The organism is Stenotrophomonas sp. 109824_Sma, from assembly GCF_056480025.1.
Genome location: NZ_CM151078.1, coordinates 4674465 through 4698792 on the forward strand (window position 1 = coordinate 4674465; position 24328 = coordinate 4698792).

19 protein-coding genes and 1 riboswitch are annotated in these 24328 nt (G+C 67.3%); of the genes, 4 read left to right on the forward strand and 15 right to left on the reverse strand.

Annotated features, from left to right (window positions below):
- Positions 1–56 precede the first annotated feature (56 nt).
- The 9 genes from ACZK1G_RS21925 to ACZK1G_RS21965 form a co-directional block, all read right to left on the reverse strand.
- Positions 57–1829 (reverse strand): DUF885 domain-containing protein, encoded by a 1773-nt coding sequence (locus ACZK1G_RS21925; protein ID WP_101766323.1) that lies wholly within the window; start codon positions 1827–1829, stop codon positions 57–59.
- 337 nt (positions 1830–2166) lie between these two features.
- On the reverse strand, positions 2167–2514 hold the full coding sequence (locus tag ACZK1G_RS21930; protein ID WP_014038968.1) for a lipid-A-disaccharide synthase N-terminal domain-containing protein: 348 nt from the start codon (positions 2512–2514) through the stop codon (positions 2167–2169).
- Positions 2514–3236, reverse strand: coding sequence for a glycosyltransferase family 2 protein (locus tag ACZK1G_RS21935; RefSeq protein ID WP_049446937.1), 723 nt, complete (start codon positions 3234–3236; stop codon positions 2514–2516). Before ACZK1G_RS21935 ends, ACZK1G_RS21930 begins: the two co-directional genes overlap by 1 nt.
- Before the next feature lie 89 nt (positions 3237–3325).
- Complete coding sequence (locus ACZK1G_RS21940) at positions 3326–4291, reverse strand: NAD-dependent epimerase/dehydratase family protein (protein WP_049446935.1); 966 nt, start codon at positions 4289–4291, stop codon at positions 3326–3328.
- Positions 4292–4342: 51 nt separating this feature from the next.
- Complete coding sequence (locus ACZK1G_RS21945; protein WP_049446932.1) at positions 4343–5074, reverse strand: suppressor of fused domain protein; 732 nt, start codon at positions 5072–5074, stop codon at positions 4343–4345.
- 126 nt (positions 5075–5200) lie between these two features.
- Positions 5201–6124: a ParB/RepB/Spo0J family partition protein gene (locus ACZK1G_RS21950; protein ID WP_014038972.1), complete on the reverse strand. Its 924-nt coding sequence runs from the start codon at positions 6122–6124 to the stop codon at positions 5201–5203.
- Positions 6124–6921, reverse strand: a complete 798-nt coding sequence (locus ACZK1G_RS21955) for a ParA family protein (RefSeq protein WP_005411653.1) — start codon at positions 6919–6921, stop codon at positions 6124–6126. Before ACZK1G_RS21955 ends, ACZK1G_RS21950 begins: the two co-directional genes overlap by 1 nt.
- Positions 6922–7033: 112 nt before the next feature.
- Positions 7034–7672 (reverse strand): 16S rRNA (guanine(527)-N(7))-methyltransferase RsmG, encoded by a 639-nt coding sequence (gene rsmG / locus ACZK1G_RS21960; RefSeq protein ID WP_049442096.1) that lies wholly within the window; start codon positions 7670–7672, stop codon positions 7034–7036.
- Positions 7673–7711: 39 nt separating this feature from the next.
- Positions 7712–8311, reverse strand: a complete 600-nt coding sequence (locus tag ACZK1G_RS21965; protein ID WP_049446926.1) for a 4'-phosphopantetheinyl transferase family protein — start codon at positions 8309–8311, stop codon at positions 7712–7714.
- An 84-nt stretch (positions 8312–8395) separates the two neighbouring features.
- Between ACZK1G_RS21965 and ACZK1G_RS21970 the strand changes: the two genes are divergently transcribed.
- Positions 8396–8647, forward strand: a complete 252-nt coding sequence (locus tag ACZK1G_RS21970; RefSeq protein WP_005411656.1) for a GlsB/YeaQ/YmgE family stress response membrane protein — start codon at positions 8396–8398, stop codon at positions 8645–8647.
- A 72-nt stretch (positions 8648–8719) separates the two neighbouring features.
- Here the strand turns inward: ACZK1G_RS21970 and xth are convergent, their stop codons facing one another.
- The 4 genes from xth to ACZK1G_RS21990 form a co-directional block, all read right to left on the reverse strand.
- Positions 8720–9487, reverse strand: coding sequence for an exodeoxyribonuclease III (xth, locus tag ACZK1G_RS21975; RefSeq protein WP_049446923.1), 768 nt, complete (start codon positions 9485–9487; stop codon positions 8720–8722).
- A gap of 192 nt (positions 9488–9679) precedes the next feature.
- Positions 9680–11089, reverse strand: a complete 1410-nt coding sequence (locus ACZK1G_RS21980) for a coniferyl aldehyde dehydrogenase (protein ID WP_101766324.1) — start codon at positions 11087–11089, stop codon at positions 9680–9682.
- 154 nt (positions 11090–11243) lie between these two features.
- Entirely contained in the window at positions 11244–12908 is a 1665-nt protein-coding gene (locus ACZK1G_RS21985) for an MFS transporter (RefSeq protein ID WP_049446920.1), read from the reverse strand.
- 143 nt (positions 12909–13051) lie between these two features.
- Complete coding sequence (locus tag ACZK1G_RS21990; protein WP_101766325.1) at positions 13052–14479, reverse strand: DcaP family trimeric outer membrane transporter; 1428 nt, start codon at positions 14477–14479, stop codon at positions 13052–13054.
- A gap of 245 nt (positions 14480–14724) precedes the next feature.
- On the opposite strand from ACZK1G_RS21990, the gene acs reads away from it, so the two are divergent.
- The 3 genes from acs (at position 14725) to ACZK1G_RS22005 (ending at position 18359) form a co-directional block, all read left to right on the forward strand.
- On the forward strand, positions 14725–16668 hold the full coding sequence (gene acs, locus ACZK1G_RS21995; protein WP_049446915.1) for an acetate--CoA ligase: 1944 nt from the start codon (positions 14725–14727) through the stop codon (positions 16666–16668).
- A gap of 81 nt (positions 16669–16749) precedes the next feature.
- Entirely contained in the window at positions 16750–17415 is a 666-nt protein-coding gene (locus ACZK1G_RS22000; protein WP_006477308.1) for a response regulator transcription factor, read from the forward strand.
- A 190-nt stretch (positions 17416–17605) separates the two neighbouring features.
- Positions 17606–17695, forward strand: a riboswitch (yybP-ykoY riboswitch).
- An 88-nt stretch (positions 17696–17783) separates the two neighbouring features.
- Positions 17784–18359 (forward strand): manganese efflux pump MntP, encoded by a 576-nt coding sequence (locus tag ACZK1G_RS22005; RefSeq protein WP_032957840.1) that lies wholly within the window; start codon positions 17784–17786, stop codon positions 18357–18359.
- Between the two features lie 99 nt (positions 18360–18458).
- Here ACZK1G_RS22005 and ACZK1G_RS22010 read toward each other — a convergent pair whose 3' ends face one another.
- Both ACZK1G_RS22010 and ACZK1G_RS22015 read right to left on the reverse strand, forming a co-directional pair.
- The gene (locus tag ACZK1G_RS22010) at positions 18459–21905 is read right to left on the reverse strand and encodes a hybrid sensor histidine kinase/response regulator (protein WP_049446912.1); all 3447 of its coding nucleotides are present in this window, start codon (positions 21903–21905) and stop codon (positions 18459–18461) included.
- A 163-nt stretch (positions 21906–22068) separates the two neighbouring features.
- Positions 22069–24216, reverse strand: a complete 2148-nt coding sequence (locus tag ACZK1G_RS22015; RefSeq protein ID WP_101766326.1) for a S46 family peptidase — start codon at positions 24214–24216, stop codon at positions 22069–22071.
- Positions 24217–24328: the final 112 nt, after the last annotated feature.

Consider the following 24328-nt stretch of genomic DNA (forward strand, 5'->3'; position numbering starts at 1 on the left):
CCGACCCCATGACCGGGTCGGATTGCCGGCCAGCGGCCGGCACTACCTTGGAACGGTCAGGCCTTCTTGCGTTCGGCGATGTAGGCCTGGATCTGCTGTTCCAGCACCGGCAGCGGCACCGAGCCCTGCTTGAGCAGGGTGTCGTGGAAACCCTTGATGTCGAACTTGTCGCCCAGCTCCTTCTCGGCCTGTGCACGCAGGCGAACGATGGCGATCTCGCCCAGCTTGTAGCTCAGCGCCTGGCCCGGCCAGGAAATGTAGCGGTCCACTTCGGTGGTCACTTCATGTTCGCTCAATGCGGTGTGGTCACGCAGGTAGGCCATTGCCTGCTCGCGGGTCCAGCCCTTGCTGTGCACACCGGTGTCGATCACCAGGCGCGCAGCGCGCCACATCTCGTAGGTCAGGCGGCCGAAATCCTCGTACGGGGTTTCGTAGATGCCCATCTCCACGCCCAGCTTCTCGCAGTACAGCGCCCAGCCTTCGCCATAGGCGGAGATGTAGGCGTTGCGGCGGAACTCGGGCAGGTTCTTCTGCTCGGCGGCGATCGCGCCCTGCAGCGAGTGGCCCGGATCGGATTCGTGCAGGGTCAGTGCCGGCAGGTTGTACAGCGGGCGCGACGGCAGGTTGTAGGTGTTGAGCCAGTAGGTGCCCATGCCACCACGGCCAGCGGTCCAGAACGGTGCGATGTCCGGCGGCACCGGCACGATGGTGAAGCGCGCGCGTGGCAACGTCATGTACTTGCCGAGCTGGCCATCGGCCCGCTTGGAAATCCACGCGGCGCGCGACAGCAGCTCTTCCGGCGTCTTGGCATAGAACTGCGGATCAGTGCGCAGGAAGGTCAGGAACTCGGCGAAGCTGCCCTTGAACTTCACCTGCTTGATGATGTCGTTCATTTCCTTCTGGATGCGCTCGACCTCACCCAGGCCGATGCGGTGGATCTCGTCCGGCGACAGGTCCAGCGTGGTGTATTCGTGGATCTGCTGCTTGTAGTACGCCTTGCCGTCCGGCATCGCTTCGGCGGCCAGGGTGGTGCGCGCCTGCGGCACGTACTCGTTGACGAAGAAGGTGCGCAGCTGCTGGAACGCCGGCACCACCTTGCCGCTGATCGCCGCGCGCGCCTGCGCCTGCAGCCTGGCCTGTTCGGCCGCCGGGATGCTGTTGGGCAGCTTCTTGAACGGCGCGTACAGCGGCGATTCGGTCGGGTCCTTCAGTTCGGCAACGGTAGCGATGGACACTTCGCGACCATCGAGCACGGCACGCGGCACGCTGAAGCCACGCTTCAGGCCGACGCGCATGTTCTCGGTCTGCTGGCCGAAGTAGCGCGGCACATCGTTCAGGCGGGCGATGTAGTTCTGGTAGTCCTGCGCGGTCTTCATCTCGCGCCGGGCCATGAAGGACAGGTTGGACCAGAACGAGGAGTCGGCGTTGAACGGCATCTCGTAGCCGCGCAGGCGCGTCTCTTCGGCCAGGTTGAACACCTGGTCGTGGTAGATCGCGTAGTTGACCTGGTTGTCGGGCGACAGGGTCTTCGGGTCGATCTTCTTCAGCGCGGCCAGGGTTTCGTCCCACACCTTCAAGCGTGCCTGCTGCGCGGCCGGGCCGATGTCGGGCATGCGGGTGGCGTTGGCCGGGGCGTCCTCGTCCTCGCTGGCTTCACCGCCACCCTGCTGGCGCCACTTCCATTCCTTCTCGTACAGCGCGCGGAAGGCGGCGTCGGCGGGCGATTCAGTGGCCACGCTGGCCGGTGCGGCGGTGGCGGGCGGCGCGGCCAGGGCCACGGCGGGGGCGGACAGGGCGATCAGCAGGGCAACGGCAAGACGGGTTTTCACGAGCACAGGTTCCCGGGAAGGCAGACCCCGATCATGGCACCGCCCACGGCCCGTGGCATGGGACGAAGGTCCTGCCTGCAACGCAGGCAGGACCGGGAACCGGCCGCAGGCCGGGGCCCCAGCGCCGAAGGCGCGTGGTAGAGCCGACTGTCAGTCGGCTGCTCTTCCGCCAGATGTAGCAAACCCCGCGCTTCGCGCGAAAGTCGACTCTACCCACAGCAGGCAGGACCCGGCACGGCCGCCGGACATGCAACAGAGCCACGCCATGCGTGGATGCGCCGGCGATCCGGACGGGGTCAGAGCCCTTTCCTGCGGAAAGGGATCCGACCCCACAGCCTCAGTGGCTGGCCTTGTCCCGCTTCCAGCCCCGGTGCTTGATGTCCAGGTGCAGGCTGTACAGCGCGGTGAACGCCGGGAACAGGTTCTGCAGCACGCCCACCGAGTCCTGCTTGGCCGAGAACAGGAAGTAGCTCAGCGTCATCAGGCTGCCGATCACGCTCATGTACCAGAACAGGCGCGGGATCACCGGCTTGCCGGCGCGCTTGGAGGCGATGAACTGGACCAGCCAGCGGCCGCCGAACATCAGTGCGCCGGTATAGCCGATCAGCTTCCAGCCGGTCACATGCAGGCCGGTCCAGTACAGCCAGGTCAGCGGCTGGTCGAGCCAGTGCAGCTCCAGGCCCATCACCGCTCTTCCACCGCGGTGCGCTTGCTGCGGGTGATCAGCCAGGCCACGCCGCGCAGGTCACGGATGCCGACCAGCGCGCGCCCGAGGTTGTTGTACTTGGACACGCCGGCGGTGCGGTGGCGGTGGTTGACCGGCACGCTGGTGGTCTTCCAGCCGGCGCGCTGCATCAGCGCCGGCAGGTAGCGGTGCATGTGGTCGAAGTACGGCAGGTCGAGGAACGCACTGCGCTCGAACAGCTTGATGCCGCAGCCGGTGTCGGGCGTATCGTCGCGCAGCATGCGCGCGCGGATGCGGTTGGCCCAGCGGCTGGCCCAGCGCTTGCTGCCGCTGTCCTGGCGGTTGACGCGCCAGCCGGCAAACAGCTTCACCTGCGCCTCGGCAGCATCGCGCGCTGCCAGCAGCTTGGGAATATCGGCCGGATCGTTCTGGCCATCACCATCCAGGGTGGCGATCCACGGCGCCCGCGCATGCTTGACGCCGGTGCGCACCGCGGTGCTCTGCCCGCTCTGGTTCACATGGTGCAGCACGCGCAGTTCCGGGGTGGTTGCCTTCAGCCCCTGCAGCACCGCCAGGGTGTCATCGCGCGAGTGATCGTCGATGTAGACGATCTCGAACGGCAGCCGGCCACGCAGCGCAGCGGTGATTTCGGCAACCAGCGGGGCGACATTGTCGCGCTCGTTGAACACCGGGACGACAACGGAAAGCTCGGGTTGGCTCATAAGGCACTCGGCCAAGGGGGGACAAAGACCGCGCATTCTCCGAAACCGAGGTTATCCGAAGATGAACCCCGCGGCGTGAGGATCCATCCTCAGGCGCGATCGCCAAAATACTCGCGGCACCACTGCACCACAGGCGGCAGGCCTTCTTCGATCGGGGTCACCGCATCGAAGCCGAAAGCGTCATGTGCGCGTCGGGTATCAGCCATCGTGCGCACCATGTCGCCGGGCTGCATGGGCTTGTAGACCTTCTGCGCGGGGCGGCCGGCGGCCTGTTCGATCACGCTGATGAAGCGCTCCAGCTCGACCGGCGTATGGTTGCCGAGGTTGAACACCCGGTGCGGCACCGGACCGTCGGCCGGATGCGCGAGGGCGCCGAGGATACCCGACACGATGTCGGAAACATGTGTGAAGTCGCGCTGCATGCGGCCTTCGTTGAACACGTCGATCGGCCGCCCGGCCAGCACCGCACGCGAGAACAGCAGCGGTGCCATGTCCGGTCGGCCCCACGGGCCATACACGGTGAAGAAACGCAGGCCGGTGGCGTGCAGGCCATACAGCTGCGCGTAGGTGTAGGCCATCAGTTCGTTGGCGGCCTTGGTCGCCGCGTACAGCGAGCGCGGCTGGTCAACGCGCTGGTCCTCGGAGAACGGCGGCGTGGCCGAATCACCGTAGACCGAGCTGCTGGAGGCATACACCAGATGCTGCACGCCACGGTGGCGGCACAGTTCGAGCATGTTGACGAAGCCGACCAGGTTGCTGTCGACGTAGGCGTGCGGGTTTTCCAGCGAATAGCGCACGCCGGCCTGCGCGGCCAAGTGGATCACCGCGGTCGGCTGCACTTCGTCAAACAGTGCGGCCAGGCCTTCGCGATCGGTCAGGTCCAGCGTGCGCAGGTCCAGCGCCGGGCACAGCGCGGCCACGCGGTCGCGCTTGATCTGCGGGTCGTAGTAGTCGTTGAAGTTGTCCAGGCCGACCACCGGCTGGCCCGCCTCCAGCAGCGCGCGGGCGGTGTAGGCACCGATGAAGCCGGCAGCGCCGGTGAGCAGGATGGTCATTGCAGTTGCCTGGAAATCAATGAGTACAGGTGCAGAGGATACGCTGCGGGCTCAGAACAGCCCGAAACGCTTCCTGGCCACGTTGGTGCGGCCGGGCTCGATCACGTCCTGGATGTTCTTTGCATCGAAGCGGTCGAGCAGCGCCTCGGCGCCCTTTTTCAGCTTCAGGTCCATTTCTTCCGGGTACAGCGGCATGAGGGCCATGAAGGCGATGGTCCTGCCATCCTCCAGCACCAGTTCGGCGAAATCTTCCGGGGTGGTGACCGGCGGCAGCACGATGGTGCCGTCGAAGCCCACGCCCGGCGCATAGGGCTCGCTGGGATGGCCATTGGGAATGGTGTGGCCGAAGCCCAGCCAGGTGTCGTACTCGTGCGGCAGCCGCGCCATGCCCTTCAGCAGGCGCACCGGCCAGTAGTTGCGCTCGTCCTCGAAGGCGTCCTGCGAGATCGGCCAGTCGGCCGGCAGGGTCACCATCAGCTCCATGTAGCGCGGCACGTCCGCCTCCACCTCGGCGGGCACGGTCATCGGCAGATCGCTCATGCCGGAGGTCACCAGCCGCAGATACGGGAACTGGTCGGTGGCCGGCACCACGTGCACGTCGATGTGCACCAGGTCGGAGATGATCTCGTGGAAGACGCCGGACACCGGGCCCAGGTGGCGCTCGATGTGCGCGCCGATCGCCTCGATGTGTTCTTCGCCCTGCGGCGGGGTGAAGTCCTTCTGGCGGCTGTGCACCAGGATCGGGCTGCCGCCCGGGCTGACGTCGTCGAATGCGTTGCTCATGTCCTGCTCCCTGGATGAGGCCACGGGCCGGAAGGCAGTACATCCCACGGCGCGCGCGGCGGTGCGTTCCCTGTCATTCGCGGGACACGGCAGGAACGGGCCGCGCCCCCTGTCATTGCGCCGGGCTCAGCCCTGGCGCGTGCGCAGCTTTTCCAGCACGCCGTCCAGGGTATCCAGGTCGGTGTAGTGGATGATCAGCTTGCCCTTGCCGCCGCGACCATGGTTGATCGCCACCTTGGCCCCCAGGGCTTCGGACAGCTCGGTTTCCAGCGAGGCGATGTCGGCCTGCTGCACTTTCGGCGCGGCCACCGGGCGGTTGCTCGGCACCTTGCCGGCCGCGAAGGCCTGCGCACGGCGCTCGACCTCGCGCACCGACCAGCCTTCATCGGCCGCTTCCTGCGCCAGCTTGCCGGCCAGCTCGGGGGCCAGGGTCAGCAGCGCGCGGGCGTGGCCCATTTCCAGGCGGCGGGTTTCCAGCAGCAGGCGGATCGCCACCGGCAGCTCCAGCAGGCGCAGCAGGTTGGACACCGCCGCGCGCGAGCGGCCGACGGCCTCGGCGGCCTCGGCATGGGTCAGGGTGAACTCGCTGATCAGCCGCTGCAGCGCCTCGGCTTCTTCCAGCGGGTTGAGGTCTTCGCGCTGGATGTTCTCGATCAGCGCCATCGCGATGACGGTGCGGTCTTCCAGCTCGCGCACCACCACCGGCACTTCGTCCAGGCCGGCCAGCTGCGATGCGCGCCAGCGGCGTTCGCCGGCAACGATTTCGTAGTTGCCCGCCGGCAGCTGGCGCACCAGGATCGGCTGGATCACGCCCTGCGACTTGATCGAGTCGGCCAGCTCGGACAGCTTGCCCTCGTCCATCTCGCGGCGCGGCTGGTACTTGCCCGGCTGCAGCTGGCCCACGGCCAGCTTGCGCAGCACTTCACCCGGCAGCGGCTCGATCACCGCGGTGGTGGCCTGCACCTGGCTGACCGCACCCTTGGGACCCAGCAGGGCATCCAGGCCACGGCCGAGGCCTCGCTTCTTGGCTGCCGGCTTACTGCTGGTCATCAGACGGTCTCCACGGCCTTGGCGGCCTTGTTGCGTTCGTTGTTGCGGCGGATGATCTCGCCGGCCAGGCCCAGGTAGGCCACGCCACCGCGCGAGGCGCGGTCGTAGCCGACGATGCTCTGGCCATGGCTGGGCGCCTCGGCCAGGCGCACGTTGCGCGGCACGATGGTGCGGAACACGCGGTCGCCGAAGTGCTCGGTGAGCTCGGCCGAGACCGCGTTGGCCAGGTTGTTGCGCACATCGAACATGGTGCGCAGCACGCCTTCGATCTCCAGCGCCGGGTTCAGGCTGGTGCGCAGCGCCTCGATGGTTTCCACCAGCGCGCTCAGGCCTTCCAGCGCGTAGTACTCGCACTGCATCGGCACAATCACCGAGTCGGCGGCGGCCAGCGCGTTGAGCGTCAGCAGCGACAGCGCCGGCGGGCAGTCGATCAGGATGTAGTCGTACTCGTCGCGGATCGGCGCCAGCGCGCGCTTCAGGCGCTGCTCGCGCTCGCTCTGGCCCATCAACTGGATCTCGGCGGCGGTCAGGTCGATGTTGCCGGGCAGCAGGTCGTAGCCCTCGGCAGTCTGCACGCGCACATCGGCGGCGCTGTTCTCGCCGAGCAGCAGGTCACAGGTGGAGGCGGCCAGCTCTCGTTTGTCCACGCCACTGCCCATGGTCGCGTTGCCCTGCGAATCCAGGTCGACCAACAGCACGCGCTTGGGTGCGTTGGCCAGGGAAGCGGCCAGGTTGACGGCGGTCGTGGTCTTGCCGACGCCACCCTTCTGGTTGGCGATGGCGATGATGCGGGCCATGCGGGTGTGCCTCGTCGACGTGTGCTGGGACCGGTCATTATGCGTACAACCGGCCCCTTGCGGAAATCGTGAATCGCCAACCCGTTGTTCCACAAGGGGCTGGCGGCGGGAATCAGGGGCCTGTAACAGTGACCAGGTGGCGTTCGCCGGCCAGGCCGGGCACGCTCAGCGGGGTCACCTCGCGCACCTGCCAGCCGTCCGGCAGCTCCGCGATCTCTTCATGCGGGTAGACGCCCTTCATGGCCAGCAGCACACCGCCGGGGCGCAGCAGGTGACCACCGACGCGGACGATGCCGGCCAGGGTGTCCATCGCGCGCGCGGTCAGCTGGTCGTAGCGGCCGGCCTCGTCCAGCGCCTCGGCGCGCGATTCGGCCACGCGGGCGTTGCCCAGGCCGAGCTGGCGCACGGCCTCGCGCATGAAGCGCGCCTTCTTGCCGTTGCTCTCGACCAGGGTGACCTGCAGGCCCGGGCAGGCGATCGCCAGCGGGATGCCGGGCAGCCCGGGGCCGGTGCCGAGGTCGGCCAGGCTGCCATCGGCCACGAACGGCTGCATCGCCAGCGAGTCAAGCAGGTGGCGGGTGACCATCTCCTGCGGATCGCGGATGGCGGTGAGGTTGTAGGTGCCGTTCCAGCGGTGCAGCAGGGCCAGGTAGCGCAGCAGCGGCGGCGCCAGCGCGGCGTCCAGGCCCATGCTGGCCAGGCCCTGTTCCAGCGTGGCAGACACGCTGGCGGGAAGTGGGTGTTCGCTCATGCCGACATTATCGCCGGTTTTGCGCGCTGATTCCCCGCTTCAGTGTGGATACCAGGCCAATGCCGCACGGAACTGGCCGGTGGCCTGCCATTCGTGCAGGTGCCAGCGCGCGGCCTCGCCCAGTTCCGGGTCGCACCAGCGCAGGTGCAGGGCGCCATCGGCCCCCGGCGCCAGCTGCAGGCGGTGCAGGCCGAACGAGATGCCCTGCCCGTGCGCCTTCAGCATCGCTTCCTTGGCGCACCACACGCGGAAGAACCAGTGCTCGCGCCCGGCCTCGTCCAGGCTTTCCAGCCAGGCCACCTCCTCGGGGTGGAAGAAACGCTGCACGATCTCCAGCAGGCGGGCCCGCGGCCGCAGCAGCTCCAGGTCCACGCCCAGCCGCACGCCTTCGCCCAGCGCCACCAGCAGCACCTCGCCGCTGTGGCTCCAGCCGGTGCCGTAGTGGGCCAGCGCGCCGCTCAGCTCTGGCCGGCCCTTGTCATCACGGACCAGTGGCAGCGTCTCCGGCTCGGCGCCCAGCGCCTGCGCCAGCACCTGCCGCGCCTGCGGTTCGCCGCGGTGGCCCGGCACGTGCGGGCGCCGCCAGACCGTCACCGGACCGAAGCGCCACGGGCCGTCGAGGGTGGCTGGCAGGCTCATCCGCACGCGCCCATCACGCAATTCCACGACGGGTTCACGGCCGTGCGCGTCAACTGGTCACAGTTCCCCACCGGAGGTTCGATCATGGGCATCATCATCTGGCTGATCGTCGGCGGCATCGTAGGCTGGCTGGCCAGCATCATCATGAAGCGCGATGCCCAGCAGGGCATCATCCTCAACATCGTGGTCGGCATCGTCGGCGCGCTGATTTCCGGCTGGCTGTTCGGCGGCGGCATCAACGAAGCGATCACCATCCGCACCTTCCTGTTCTCGCTGATCGGTGCGGTGATCCTGCTGGCGATCGTCAACCTGTTCACCCGCAAGAGCATACGCTGACACGGCAGTCGTGCCGGCCGCTGGCCGGCAGACGCATCACAACGGGCCCGGCAATCGTCGGGCCCCGTTCGCTCAACCGATCTGCACCCATGCCGGCGCGTGATCGCTCGGCCGTTCCCAGGTCCGCGGCTCACGATCGATACCCGAAGCCACCGCACTGCCCTTCAGCGCATCGGAGACCAGGGTCAGGTCGATGCGCAGGCCCAGGTTGCGGCGGAAGCCAGCGGCACGGTAATCCCACCAGCTGAAGGTGCCCGCCTCGTCATTGTGCAGGCGGAAGCCATCGTGCAGGCCCAGCTGCAGCAGCTTGTTGAGCGCGCCACGCTCGGCGGTGGAGGTGAGGATGTGGTTCTCGTTCCACACCTCCGGGTCGTGCACATCGCGCGCGTCCGGGGCGATGTTGAAATCGCCCATCACGATCAGCTTCGGGTGCCGCTGCAGTTCTTCGGCGATCCAGGCATGCACCGCCTCCAGCCAGCGCAGCTTGTACTCGTACTTGTCGGTGCCGATGTCCTGGCCGTTGACCACGTACAGGTTGATCACCCGCAGGTCGCCGAAGGTGCCGGCGATGACGCGCTTCTGCTCGTCCTCGAAACCGGGAATGCCGATCTGCACGTCCTGCGCCGGCTCACGCGACAGCAACGCCACGCCGTTGTAGGTCTTCTGGCCGGCGAACACGCTGCGGTAGCCCGCGCCGATCAGCGCCGAATCGGGGAACTTGTGGTCCTCCAGCTTGGTTTCCTGGATACCGACGATGTCCGGGCCGAACTCCTTGAGCCACTGCTCCAGGTGCGGCAGGCGGACATTGAGTGAATTGACGTTCCACGAGGCGATCTTCATGGGGGCATTCTACCCGGCCCGGGTTTGGTAGACGCCAACCTTGGTTGGCGCATGGGGTTCACGCGTGCCAACCAAGGTTGGCACCCACCGGAAGGGGCCGCGCGGGTTGGCACCTACCGGTAGTGCCGGCCGCTGGCCGGCAACCCCATGAACCCTCGGCGAGACCCTGCATTTGCCGGCCAGCGGTCGGCACTACCGAAGCAGCAGCTTCAACAACCCCGCAATCTTCGAATACGGCGGCCGCAGCCGGTCACTGGCGGCCCAGCGCGACTGCCACAGCACCGGCAGCCGCTTGCTCATCGCATCGAATCCGGCGCGGCCGTGGTACGCCCCCATGCCGCTGGCCCCTACCCCGCCAAACGGCAGGCCATCGGCGGCGAAATGCAGCAGCGTGTCATTGACGGTCACTCCGCCGGCCACTACCTGGCCGAGGATGCGCTCCACCGTCGCCTTGTCGTGGCTGAAGGGATACAGCGCCAGCGGCCGATCACGCGACAGCACGTCGGCCAGCGCCGCATCCAGATCCGGGTACGCCCGCACCGGGAGGATCGGCCCGAAGATCTCCTCGCGCATCAGGTCCAGGTCGTCCGGCGGGTCCAGCACCACGGTCGGCACCAGCAGGCGCTCGCGGTCGGCGCGCGCCTCATCCACCTGCGCCAGCGGAATCACCGGCACGCCGCGTTCGCGCGCCTGCGCCAGATAGCCCTGCAGGCGCCGGTACTGGCCTTCGTTGATGATGCGCGTGTAGTCGCCGGCATCGCTGAAATCGCCGTAGCGTTCGCGCACCTGCTGCTGCAGCGCCTGCACGAACTCGCGCTGGCGCGCGGTATCGATCAGCACGTAATCCGGCGCGATGCAGGTCTGGCCGGCGTTGAACCATTTTCCGGTGGCGAGCCGCGCTGCGGCTTTATCCAGCGGGAAATCGCGACAGACAATCGCCGGCGACTTGCCGCCCAGTTCCAGCGTGACCGGTACCAGATGTTCGGCCGCTGCGGCCATCACCTTGCGGCCAACGGCCGTCGAGCCGGTGAACAGCAGATGGTCCAGCGGCAGCGACGACACCGCCGCGGCCACGTCCGCCCCACCCTGCACCACCGCCACCCGATCGGGCGGGAACACGCTGGCCAGCAGATCGGCCAGGAACGCGCTGGTGCGCGGCGTGTGTTCCGAAGGCTTCAGCAGTACGTGGTTGCCGGCGGCGATGGCGGTGGCCAGTGGCACCAATGCCAGCGTGACCGGGTAGTTCCAGGGCGAGATCACCCCGACCACGCCCAGCGGCGTCGGCCGCAGCTGCGCGCGCGCCGGCCACAGTCGCCAACCGGCGCCCACCCGCTGCAGCTTCGACCAGCGCCGCAGATGGCGGCGCAGGTGGTCGATGGCCGACAGCACGCTCATGCCATCGGCCAGCTTCGATTCGACGTGGGCGCGGTGGCCGAAGTCCTCGGCGATGGCCTGGGCCATTTCGTCCAGGCGCGGCTTCAGCGCCTCGCGCAAGCGGCGCAGGTCATTCTCGCGCTGGTCCAGCGACGGGCGCTGCGACTGCCAGGCGCTGCGCAGGGTGTGCAGGATGGCGGGGAGGTCGACTGGGGTGACGGTGCTCATGGGCCGATTGTAGGGTCGAGCCGCGTCTCGATGGGGTCAGATCCCTTTCGCAGGCGAAAGGGATCTGACCCCAAAAACAGGGAAACAAAAGGGCCGCGGTCTGCACCGCGGCCCCTGAAACCCGGTGGGTACCGACCGTTGGTCGGCACGCCGGTTATTTGGTGATATCCACGTCCTTGGTCTCGCGCAGGAACAAGCCGCCGATCACCACCGACATCAACGCGATGATGATGGGGTACCACAGGCCGTAGTAGAGGTTGCCGGTACCGGCCACCAGCGCGAACGAGATCGCCGGCAGGAAGCCACCGAACCAGCCGTTGCCGATGTGGTACGGCAGCGACATCGAGGTGTAGCGGATGCGGGTCGGGAACAGTTCGACCAAGTAAGCGGCGATCGGGCCGTAGACCATGGTCACGTACAGCACCAGCAGCCACAGCATGAAGATGGTGCCGGCGATGTTGATGCGTGCGCCATCGGCCTTGGCCGGGTAGCCGGCGGTGGTCAGGGCGGTCTTCAGTTCCGCACCGAACGCGTCGGCCTTGGCCTTGCCGTCTTCCTTGGTCAGGCCAGCGGCCTCATACGAGGTGACGCTGGCGCTGCCCACGTTCACCATCGCCAGCGAACCGGCGGCGGCGGGCTGTACGTCGTACGGCACACCGGCCTTGGTCAGCGCAGCGGTAGCCACGTCGCAGGAGCTGGTGAACTTGCGCAGGCCGACCGGATCGAACTGGAACGAGCAGGTGTTCGGATCGGCCACGACCAGGGCCGGGGAGCTGCTGCGGGCTTCTTCGATGGCCGGGTTGGCGAAATGGGTCAGGCCCTTGAAGATCGGGATGTAGGTAACAGCCGCCAGCAGGCAGCCGGCCAGGATGATCTTCTTGCGGCCGATACGGTCGGACAGCCAGCCGAAGAAGATGAAGAACGGCACGCCCAGTGCCAGCGCGGCCGCGATCAGCAGGTAGGAGGTGGTGGCATCGACCTTCAGCATGCTGCTGAGGAAGAACAGCGCGTAGAACTGGCCGCCGTACCAGACCACGGCCTGGCCGGCTGCGGCGCCGAGCAGGACCAGCAGCATCAGCTTCAGGTTGCCGCCCTTCAGGCTGTCACGGAACGGCGTCTTGGAACCCTTGCCCTCGGACTTCATCTGCTGGAACAGCGGCGATTCGCTCAGCTGCAGGCGGATCCACACGGACACACCCAGCAGCAGGATCGACACGAGGAACGGAATACGCCAGCCCCAGGCTTCGAAGGCTTCGTTGCCCAGGAAGTAGCGGCAGGCCAGGATGATCAGCAGCGACATGAACAGGCCGAGCGTGGCGGTGCACTGGATGAAGCTGGTGTACAGGCCACGCTTGTCGTCCGGCGCATGCTCGGCCACGTAGGTGGCGGCACCGCCGTACTCGCCGCCCATCGCCAGGCCCTGGGCCAGGCGCAGGATGATCAGGATCACCGGTGCGGCGAAGCCGATCGAGGCGTAGTTGGGCAGCACGCCGACCAGGAAGGTCGAGATGCCCATGATCAGGATGGTGACCAGGAAGGTGTACTTGCGGCCGATGCGGTCGCCGAGGCTGCCGAAGAAGGCCGCGCCGAACGGACGCACGAAGAAGCCGGCTGCAAACGCCAGCAGGGCGAAGATCATGCCCGTGGTTTCATTGACGCCACTGAAGAACTGCTTGGCGATGATGGCGGCGAGCGAGCCGTACAGGAAGAAGTCATACCACTCGAAGACCGTGCCGAGGCTCGAGGCGAAGATGACTTTCTTGTGACCCTTGGTCAGGGTGCCCGCCGCATTGTGCGGGCTTGATGCAGTGCTGGACATGGGACGCTTTCCCTCTGTAGATGCCGGCCTTGGCCGGCATTCAATCTCGGTGGGTGCCGACCTTGATCGGCACTCAATTCGGTAGGTGCCGGCCGCGACCGGCACCCCATCTCGGTAGGTGCCGGCCGCTGGCCGGCACGCTCTTAGAAGCTGTACTTGGTGGTGAACTGCAATCGGGTGATGTCACCCTTGTTGCCGTTCTCCACTTCGCGACGGCCATACATCAGCTCGGCACCGATATCGACCTTGGGCAGCGGCGAATAGAAGATGTTGCCGCGGATGCTCTGCACGCTCTTGGTCACCAGCGGGCCGAGGATGCTGTCGTTGTCGTAGTCGCTGCGCGCGTAGATCAGGTTGGTGCGCAGCTTCGGCGAGAACGCATGCCGCCAGCCCACGTAGCCGGCCAGCACGCCGGTCGGGTTGAGCTCGTCGCGGGCCACGTCGTAGGCGCTGTCGGCGGTGATGCCCAGGCCGATGTAGCGGGCGATGCCTTCGCCGCCGGTCAGCTGGTAGTGCAGCGAATCGCTGTCACCCATCACCCACTTGCCGCCCAGGGTCAGGCCGCCGGCCACCTTGTCAGCCTTGGCACCGGTGGCCTGGTTGTCGACCTTCAGCTGGCGGACGATGCCGCCGACACCGAAGGTGCCCCAGTCGCCCTTCCAGCCGTAACGCAGGGTCAGATCAGGCAGGCTGCCACGATCGGAGTTGGCGCTGGTGTTGGTCCAGGCGCCGGTGACCGGGTTGCGGGTACCGGTGAGGTTGGTGGTTTCCGGGTTTTCCAGCGCGACGCTGAAGCCGCCCTGGGTGTAGCGCACCTGGGCCTGGCGCACGAAGATCACGCCGTCGGTGGGGCCGACGAAGTCGACCGCTTCCGGCAGTGCGGCCGCGTCCATGAAGTTGGACCAGGTCTGGCCGGCCAGCCAGTTGTTCCAGTACATGTAGGCGTGGCGCAGGGTCACGCCATAGGTGTTGGTGGCGGTCTGGTTGCCCAGCGAGTTGCCGAAGAAGTCCATCTCGAAGAACGCACCGGCCTTGTTGCCCGATTCGCTCACGTTGTCGATGCCCAGGTTGAAGCGCGAGAACTTGGCATGGGCGTTGAAGTCGGTGCCCGAACGCTTGCCGGTGCCGCCGGCGCCTTCCACCGGGGTCTGGCCCGGCAGGTACAGCGAGCGGCCGGTGGCGTCGTCGGCCAGCTGGCCATCGCTGGTCTGGGTGGCCAGGAAGTCGGCCTTGATGAAGCCGCCGATCTTGACCGTGGTGCCCGGCGCCGCGCCCGGGGTGATGGTGGTGACCTGGATCGGCTGCTTGCCGGCCGGCACCTGTGCGACCGGCTTCTGCTCGGCCTGCACCGTGCGGACTTCGGTCACCGCCTGCTGGGTCTGGCTGATCTGGGTCTGTTGTTGTTGCTGCGAAGACAGCAGCAGCTGGACCTGGCGTTCCAGTTCGGCAACGCGTGCTTCCAGTGCTTTCTCTTTGGCGGTCTCTGCGAACGCCATGCCCGGTGCGACCAGGGCGACCAACAGGCAGGCCGCCAAAGGTGTGCGCACGGCTTTCAACGTACGGTGGCTCATGTTGCCCTCTCTCCCAAGTGGCAAGGTGATGCCGCGCGTGGGGCACGGTCGAGCCGAGACTGCGGGGCGATTATGTATAGCGGCTATTCGCCATTGGTCGAACCCGGCCCTGCTGGGCGCTCACTTTCGACCATGGTCTAACCAGAGTGGTGACGCGGCCGGGGGTGGATGGGGCAAACTGAAGGGGATCGGTCGCCGCAATGCTGCGACCGCACACACAAAGTCAACGTGCAAGTGAGGGTGCCATGGCTGATATCTACCCCGTCGATCCGCAGTTCGCCGCCAAGGCACGCATCGACAAGACGTCGTACGAACAGCAGTACCAGGCTTCGGTGACCGACCCGGATGGTTTCTGGGGCAAGGCCGCCGAGCGCCTGCAATGGATGCGCAAGCCGACGAAGATCAAGAACGTCAGCTACGACCTGTCCGATTTCCACATCAAGTGGTTCGAAGATGGCGAGCTCAATGCCAGCGTGAACTGCCTGGATCGCCAGCTCGAGACGCGCGGCGACAAGACCGCCCTGCTGTTCGAGCCGGATGGCCCGGATGCACCGGCCCAGCACGTGACCTATCGCGAGCTGTACGAGCGCACCTGCCGCCTCGGCAACGCGCTGCGCAACCTCGGCGTCAAGAAGGGCGACCGCGTCACCATCTACCTGCCGATGATCGTCGACGCCGCCGTGGCCATGCTGGCCTGCGCGCGCATCGGTGCGATCCACTCGGTGGTGTTCGGTGGCTTCGCACCGAACTCGATCGCCGACCGCGTCAGCGACTGCCAGAGCAAGCTGATCATCACCGCCGACGAGGGCCTGCGCGGTGGTCGAAAGATTCCGCTGAAGGCCAACGTCGATGCCGCGCTGAAGCTGCCCGGCACCAATACCGTGGAAACCGTGCTGGTGGTGCGCCACACCGGCGGCGCGGTGGACATGCAGGCCCCGCGCGACCGCTGGTTCCACGATGTGGTGGACAGCCAGCCGGCTACCTGCGAGCCGGAACGCATGAACGCGGAAGATCCGCTGTTCATCCTCTACACCTCCGGTTCCACCGGCAAGCCGAAGGGCGTGCTGCACACCACCGGCGGCTACCTGCTGTACGCGGCCTACACCCATGAAGCGGTGTTCGACCTGCGCGAGAACGACGTCTACTGGTGCACCGCCGACGTCGGCTGGGTCACCGGCCACAGCTACATCGTGTACGGGCCGTTGGCCAACGGCGCGACCTCGCTGATGTTCGAAGGCGTGCCGAACTACCCGGACACCTCGCGCTTCTGGAACGTCATCGACAAGCACAAGGTCACCATCTTCTACACGGCCCCGACCGCCATCCGTGCACTGATGCGCGAGGGCGAGGAGCCGGTGAAGAAGACCTCGCGCGCGTCGCTGCGCCTGCTCGGCAGTGTCGGCGAACCGATCAACCCGGAAGCCTGGCGCTGGTACTACGAGGTGGTCGGCGACAGTCGCTGCCCGATCGTCGATACCTGGTGGCAGACCGAGACCGGCGGCATCCTGATCTCGCCGCTGGCCGGCGCGATGGACCTCAAGCCGGGCTCGGCCACCCTGCCCTTCTTCGGCGTGCAGCCGGCGCTGGTCAATGCCGATGGCGAGATCCAGGACGGCCCAACCGAGGGCAACCTGATCATCCGCGATTCCTGGCCGGGCCAGATGCGCACGGTGTACGGCGACCACCAGCGCTTCATCGATACCTATTTCCGCACCTACCCGGGCAGCTACTTCACCGGCGACGGTTGCCGCCGCGACGAAGACGGCTACTACTGGATCACCGGCCGCGTCGACGACGTGATCAACGTGTCCGGCCACCGCATCGGCACCGCCGAAGTGGAAAGTGCGCTGGTCTCGCACCCGAAGGTGGCCGAAGCGGCCGTGGTCGGCTTCCCGCACGACGTGAAGGGCCAGGGCATCTACGCCTACGTCACCCTGGTGGCCGAAGAAGCACCGAGCGATGAGCTGCAGAAGGAACTGGTCGCCTGGGTGCGCAAGGAGATCGGCCCGATCGCCACGCCGGACCACCTGCAGTGGGCGCCGGGCCTGCCGAAGACCCGCTCGGGCAAGATCATGCGCCGCATCCTGCGCAAGATCGCCGAGAACGCGCCGGACCAGCTCGGCGACACCTCGACCCTGGCCGACCCGTCGGTGGTGGCGTCGCTGGTGGACGAGCGCAAAGTACGCTGATGCATCACCCGGGGTCAGATCCCTTTCCGCCAGGAAAGGGCTCTGACCCCATAGAGTTTCCCCCCACGGTTCCCCCCGACCATGACCACCCTCCTGATTGCCGATGACCACCCGCTGTTCCGCGAAGCCCTGCGTGGGGCGGTGCAGCGGGTCATCCCCGGCGTGCAGCTGTTCGAGGCCGACAGCGTGGAAGCACTGTACGCGCTGGCCGACCAGCACAACGACGCCGACCTGGTCCTGATGGACCTCAACATGCCCGGTGCGCAGGGTTTCAACGCGCTGGTGCACATGCGCTCGCTGCACCCGCACCTGCCGGTGGTGGTGGTGTCCGCGCGCGAAGAAGCCACGGTGATGCGCCGTGCACTCGACCACGGCGCGCTGGGCTTCATTCCGAAGTCGGCCGACTCGGACACCATCGGCCACGCGCTGGGCACCATCCTCGATGGCGAGACCTGGGCACCGCCGGAAGCGCACAACGTGCCGCCCACCGGTAGCGAGGAACGCGAAGTCGGCCAGCGCCTGCGTGAGCTGACCCCGCAACAGTTCCGCGTCTTGCAGATGCTCGGCGCTGGGCGCTTGAACAAGCAGATCGCCTACGACCTCAACGTCTCCGAAGCGACGATCAAGGCCCACGTCACCGCCATCCTGCGCAAGCTGGGCGTGACCAACCGCACCCAGGCCGTGCTGATGGCCGGCAAGCTGGCGATCGACGACGACGCCATCGTGCTGCCGCCGGAAGAAGATTGACGGTAGTGCCGGCCGCTGGCCGGCAATCGCCTGAAACGCGCGACATCATCTGAAACCGCACTGGTAGGTGCCAAGCTTGCTTGGCACGCCTTTGCTTCGCCCTGTTATAGCCATCGCTATACAAACCAGCCCTGCCTGCGCGTTTCGCTGGAAGTGCGCCACGCGCGGATCGCGATGCTAAGCTTCGCGTCCCCTTGGGGAGTAGCCGGATTCCTTCGCAGGAATCGTCCACGTCAACATACTCGGCCAGTGCGCCGTGGCGTGGACAACCATGATGGTTGGCGAGACCAGCGGCCCGCGCGCGCAACATCAGGTTGGGCGCGAGCGCAGGCCGTGCGTCCGTCCTAGCCCGACCTCAGCCGCCGCCCATGTCCCCCATTTCGATCCTCCTGATCGGCTTTGCCATGTCCACCGATGCCTTCGCCGCTGCAATCGGCAAGGGCGCGGCCATGCGCAAGCCGGTGTTCCGCGATGCATTGCGTGCCGGCATCATCTTCGGCGTCATCGAGGCGATCACGCCCATCATCGGCTGGCTGCTTGGCCGTGCCGCCCTGCAGTACGTCGAAGCCTTCGACCACTGGATCGCCTTCGGCCTGCTCGGCGCACTGGGCATCCACATGATCTACAACGGCCTGCGCCCGGACAGTGCCGAGGACGACGAGGATCCCTCGCAGCACCACGGCTTCTGGAAGCTGGCGCTGACCGGTTTCGCCACCAGCATCGACGCGATGGCGGTGGGCATCGGCCTGGCCTTCATGGACGTGCATATCGGCGTGATGGCTGCGGTGATCGGCCTGTGCACGCTGACCATGGTCACCGTCGGCATCATGCTCGGCCGCGTGCTGGGCAGCATGGTCGGCAAGCGCGCCGAGATCATCGGTGGCGTGATCCTGGTGATCATCGGTGCGACGATCCTGTACGAGCACCTGCACGGCGTGGGGTAAAACGCCGAGAGCGGGCGATTGCGTGGTTGCCGGCCAGCGGCCGGCACTACCAGACGTCACATCCACGCATGGCGTGGATCTACTGCCGGGCGGCCGGCGCTACTGCGCGTCGCGCAGCGCGCCCAGGAAGGCGCGCAGCGAGGCCGGCTTGATCGGCTTGGTCAGCACGCGGTAACCCCGTTCGCGTGCCATCCGCTTCAGCTCATCACGCCCATCGGCGGTCAGCAGTGCGCCCGGCAGCGGGTAACCGGCCGCCTCGCGCAACGCCACCAGCGCGTCCAGGCCATCCATGCGGTCGTGCAGGTGGTAATCCACCAGCATCACCTGCGGGCGCTCGGCGATCTTCTCCAGCGCCTGGTCGACGGTGGCGGCGGTGATCACCTGCACCTGCCAGCGGCCGAGCAGTGCGCGCATGCCGTCGAGGATCTCCTCGTCGTTGTCCACGCACAGCACGCGCAGGCCGGCCAGCGAATCGCTGCGTACCGGTGCGGCCACGGTCGGTACCGGCGTGGCCAGTTCGGTATAGCCCGGCAGCGGTGCCACCCGCGGCAGGATGATCGAGAACATCGAGCCCTTGCCGACCCGGCTGCGTGCGTTCAATCGATGGTCGAGCAGGCGCGAGATGCGCTGGCAGATCGACAGGCCCAGGCCCAGGCCCTGCTCGCCCCAGTCGAACGGCTGCTGGTAGCGGTGGAACTCGTCGAAGATCTGCCGCATGTGGTGCTCGGGAATGCCGGGCCCGGTATCCCACACCTGCAGTTCCACTTCGTCGCCGCGCTGGCGCACGGCCAGCACGATGCGGCCCTGGCGGGTGTAACGCAGCGCATTGGCCAGGAAGTTCTGCAGCACGCGGCGCAGCAGGCGGCGGTCACTGCGCACCCATGCCGGGCGTGCGAACAGGTCCAGGCGCAGGCCACGGCCGGCGGCGACCGGGGTGTATTGCGCGGCCAGTTCGCGCATCAGCGCACTCACGTCGAACTCGCCGATCACCGGGTGCAGGCCGCCGGCATCCAGCCGCGATACATCCAGCAGGCCATCGAGCAGTTCTTCAGCCGCGCGCAGCGACGCATCCACGCGCTCGGCCAGATGCTTCTGCTCGTCGCTCACGTGATCACTGTCGCGCAGTGCCGAAGCAAACAGGCGTGCTGCGTTCAGCGGCTGCAGCACGTCATGGCTGATCGCCGCCAGGAAGCGGGTCTTCGACTGCTGCGCGACCTCGGCCTCATGCGAGCGTTCGGCCACGCGCTGTTCCAGCGTCTCGTTGGCTTCCAGCAGCGCTTTTTCCGCGTGCTTGTAGTCGGTGATGTCGTTGTAGCTGGTCACGTAGCCACCACCGGGCAGAGCCTGGCCACGCATCTCGATCACCTTGCCATCGCTGCGGGTGCGCTCGAACACGTGCGGTGAACCGGCGCGCATGTAGCCGATGCGGCGGTTGATCTGCACTTCGATGTCACCCTCGCCCAGCTCGCCGCGCTCGGCGTTGTAGCGGATCAGGTCGGCCACCGGGCGGCCCACGTAGAGCATGCCGTCGGGGTAGCCGAACATATCCTGGTAGCGGCGGTTCCACGCGGTCAGGCGCATGTCCGGGTCGACCACGCTGACCCCGGCACTGATGTTCTCCAGCGTGGTCGACAGGATCTCGCGGTTGAAGCGCAGTTCCTGTCCCGCTTCATCCAGCACCGCCACCACTTCACCCAGGTCCATGCCCGAGCCGCGCAGCAGGCTGGTCAGCAGCAGGCGTGCCGATGCCGCACCGATCGACGCGGCCAGCAGGCGCTCGGTGAACTGTACCCACGGCCGGTCCGCAGGCGCCGAGGATTGCAGCTCGCGGCCCAGCGACTGCGCCTGCTCGAAGAACGAACGCCGCGCGTGGCGCTCGCCAACCACGCGCGAGGCCAGCGCCAGCAGGTCGCCCACGTGCACGTGACCCGGCCAACCACCGGCCACCGACGGGCGCTCGGCATATGGATCGAGGAACGGCGCAGCGCGAAGCCGCTCATCAACGCCGGGCCGCCAGCGCGCGGACACCAGCATCATCGTCGCCGCGTTGACCAGCAGCGACCAGAACGTACCGTGGGTCAACGGATCCCAGCCGGTCATGCCGAACAGCTGCTGCGGCCGCAGCCACTCGATGCCGAACGGGCCGTGCTGCACCCAGGCGGCATCGACCCAGCCGGCCATGGTCATCGCCGGCAGCAGCAGGGTGTACAGCCAGGTGGCGAAGCCGAGCAGCATGCCCGTCTCGACGCCACGACGGCTGGCGCCACGCCAGTACAGGCCGCCGATCAGGCCGGGCGCGAACTGCGCCACCGCTGCGAACGCCATCAGGCCATACGAGGCCAGCGTGCTGTCGTTGCTGCTGGTGCGGTAATAGCTGTAGGCCATCAGTGCCAGCAGCAGGATCGCCAGGCGGCGGATCCACAGCACGCGCGAGGCGACGTCGGCGGCCTCCTGGTGGTCACCGCTACGGCGCAGCAGCACCGGCATCACCAGGTCGTTGCTGACCATGGTGGCCAGCGCGATCGACGACACGATGACCATGCCGGTGGCCGCCGAGAACCCGCCCACATAGGCGATCAGCGCCAGCGCGTTGCGGCCCTCGGCCAGCGGCAGGGCCAGCACCATCGAATCGTCGGCGACGCTGCCACCGGTGCCGAACAGGGTCACGCCGGCGGTGGCGATCGGCAGCACCATGCCGGAAATCAGCACCAGGTAGCCGCCGAACATCCAGCGCGCGCGGCGCACGTCGCGCACGTCACCGCACTCGACCACGGCCACGTGGAACTGGCGCGGCAGGCAGATGATGGCGAGGAAACTGAGCAGGGTCTGCGAGATGAAGCCCACCGGCGGCAGGCCGGTGAACAGCGTATGCACCGACTCGACCACCGCGTCGGTGCGGTTGCTCAGCCACAGGTAGGCGAACACGCCCACGGCCAGCATCGCCAGCAGCTTGATCACCGATTCGAAGGCGATCGCCAGCATCATGCCGTGGTGGTGCTCGGTGGCATCGACCTGGCGGGTACCGAACAGGGTGGCGAACAATGCCATCAGCAGCGCCACATACAGCGCGGGATCGGTGAAGAAGCCGGTCGGGCCGGTGTTGCCGGTCAGCACCTGCAGGCTCATCGCCACCGCTTTGTACTGCAGGGCGAGGTACGGAATGATGCCGATCAGCGCGATGATCGCCACCAGCGCCGCCAGCCGCCGCGAGCGGCCGAAGCGCGAAGAGATGAAGTCGGCGATGGACACCACGTTCTGGCTGCGCGCGATCAGCGCCAGGCGCTCGATGATGCGCCAGCCGAACAACAGCAGCAGCAACGGACCGATATAGATCGGCAGGTAGCCCACGCCGTTGCGCACGGCGGTGCCGACCGCGCCGTAGAAGGTCCACGACGAGCAGTACACGGCCAGCGCCAGGCTGTAGACCACCGGCCGCAGCCACGGCCGGTCGGGGTACATCGGCCGACGGTCACCCCACCACGCCACGCCGAACAGCAGCGCGGCATAGGCAACCGAGACCAGCAGCAGGATCCAGCTGGAGACCACGCGCGCGTTTCCGTCAGGACAGGGGCCAGTAGATCACGACCGTTGGTCGTGATGGTAGGTCACGACAGAGGGGCGCAAGGGTGGCGCGACGGTGGGTCACGACCGTTGGTCGTGACGGAGGCCTCCGTGCCCACCAACGTTGGGCACCCACCAGGAGCCGGCGTTACTGGGCCGGCACGCCCATTTCCTTCAGCAGTTCCGGTGCCGGGTAGACCTTGGCCAGCAGCCAGCGCAGGTAGCGCATGTCCACGTGCACGGCGCGCTTGTAGCGCGGGTCGAACCACCAGCTGGCGCTGACCGATTCCCAGTTGCTGTCGAAGTTCAGGCCGATCAGTTCGCCCTTGGCGTTGAGCACCGGCGAGCCGGAGTTGCCGCCGGTGGTGTCCAGGTTGGTCAGGAAGTTGACCGTCTGGGTCTTCAGCGCCGGGTCGGCGGTGCTGCCGAAGTCACCCTTGGCGATCGCGGCCAGCAGCGGCTTGGGAGCATCGAACGGATAGGCGTTGGTGTTCTTCTCGACGATGCCGGCCACGGTGGTCACCGGCGAGTAGGTCACGCCGTCGCGCGGATGCAGCGCTTCGACCTTGCCGTAGCTGATGCGCAGGGTGCGGTTGGCATCCGGGTACACCGCACGGCCCTGCTTGGCACGCCAGGCGAACAGCGCCTGCATGTAGGCCGGGCGCAGGCGCAGCTGCTCGCCTTCGCGGGTCTTGCTCTCGTTCTCGATGCGCAGCTGCGCGGCCACCAGCGGGCCGGCCACGGCGATCAGCGGATCGGCGGCCAGTGCCTTGCCTTCGCGGGCCGCCGCGAAACGGGACAGGCGCTGTGCCTCCTCGCCCAGCTGGGTGCCGGCGTACAGGGTATCGAGCGCCGTCGCCAGCTGCTGCGGGGTACGGCCGAAGGCGGCGTCGAACTCGGCCACGCGCTGCGCGTCCGGCAGCTGCTGGTAGCGGGTCAGCAGGGTGCTCAGCAGCGCCTTCTCGACTTCCGGCGCGTAGCGGCGCTGGACCTGCTTGAGCACGCCTTCGATCATCGCCTGGTCGCGCTGCTGGTAGCCGCTCTCGCGCTGTGCGTCCGGCTTGGCCGATTCGATGCGCAGGCGTTCCAGCAGCAGCGCCGAGCGCAGCAGCTGGCTCTGTGCGGCCATCTGCTCCAGCAGCAGGTCACGTTCGCCCACCGCCGCGCCCTGCGACAGGTTGGCCAGCAGCGCCTTGATGTCGCCCTGGTACTTGCGGTCGGTGGCGGCCAGCATCGCCGTCTCGTCGGCGGCACGCTGGGCCTTGGCGTCGCTGCGCAGCAGGCCTTCCAGCTCACCGGCGGCGCGCTTGCGGTTGTTCTTCAGAGACTGCAGCTGCGAGGCGTAGCGGGTACGCGCCTGCGCGTCCTTGGCGCTGGCCGCCTCGATGGTGTCGATCATCTGCTGGAACACCGACACGCGGCGCGGCAGCACGGTATCGATCTGGCCAGCGAATTCGGCGGCGGTGCGGTGGCGGTAGGTGATGCCCGGGTAACCGGCGAGCATCGCGTAGTCGCCTTCCTTCGGCCCTTCCACCGACATCTGCAGGTGCGCCGGCGCCTGGTAGGGCACGTTGTCCTTGCTGTAGGCGGCCGGCTTGCCGTCCTTGCCCACGTAAGCGCGCAGCAGGGTGAAGTCGCCGGTGTGGCGCGGCCACATGAAGTTGTCGATCTCATCGCCGTAGTTGCCGATCGCACGCGGCGGCGCGTACACCAAGCGCACGTCGCTCAGCTCCAGCTGGGCGATGCGGTAGAAGTCGGTGCCGTAGTACATGTTGGCCACCGAGCAACGCACGCTGCCGTCCTTCTCGCACTCGGCCACGATCTGCTTGCTGGCCGCATCCACGGCATCGAAGTAGGCACGGCCGGTCTTGCCACGCGCCTGCGCCAGCACCTGGTCGGTCACCTTGTCGAAGCCGACGGTGACCAGCACACGGAAGTCCGGGTTGGCCGGGCGCTCGTCGGCGCGGTCCCTGGCGATGAAGCCACCGTTGATCAGGTCGTGCTCGGGCGAGCTGTTGTACTGGATCACGCCCATCGCCACGTGGTGGTTGGTCAGCAGCAGGCCATCGCTGGACACGAACGAGCCGGTGCCACCACCGGCACGCACCACCGCGCTCAGCGGCGGTGCAGTGACGTTGGCCAGGTCGGCCGGATTGCCCTTGAAGCCTGCAGCCTGGAGCGGTTTGGCCAGTTCCGGCAGCTGGGTCGGCATCCACATGCCTTCATCGGCGTGGGCACCGGCGGCGAGGGTCAGGCCCAGGGCCAGGGCGGTGGGAAGGGCTTTGCGTGGTGACATGAGGCAATCCGGTACGACAGAACAGCCCGGGACCATAGCCCGTGGGGCGCTGTCGGGCAACGCCCGATAGTCAGGCCTGCGTCGCACTCCTAGAATTGCCGTTTTCTGCACA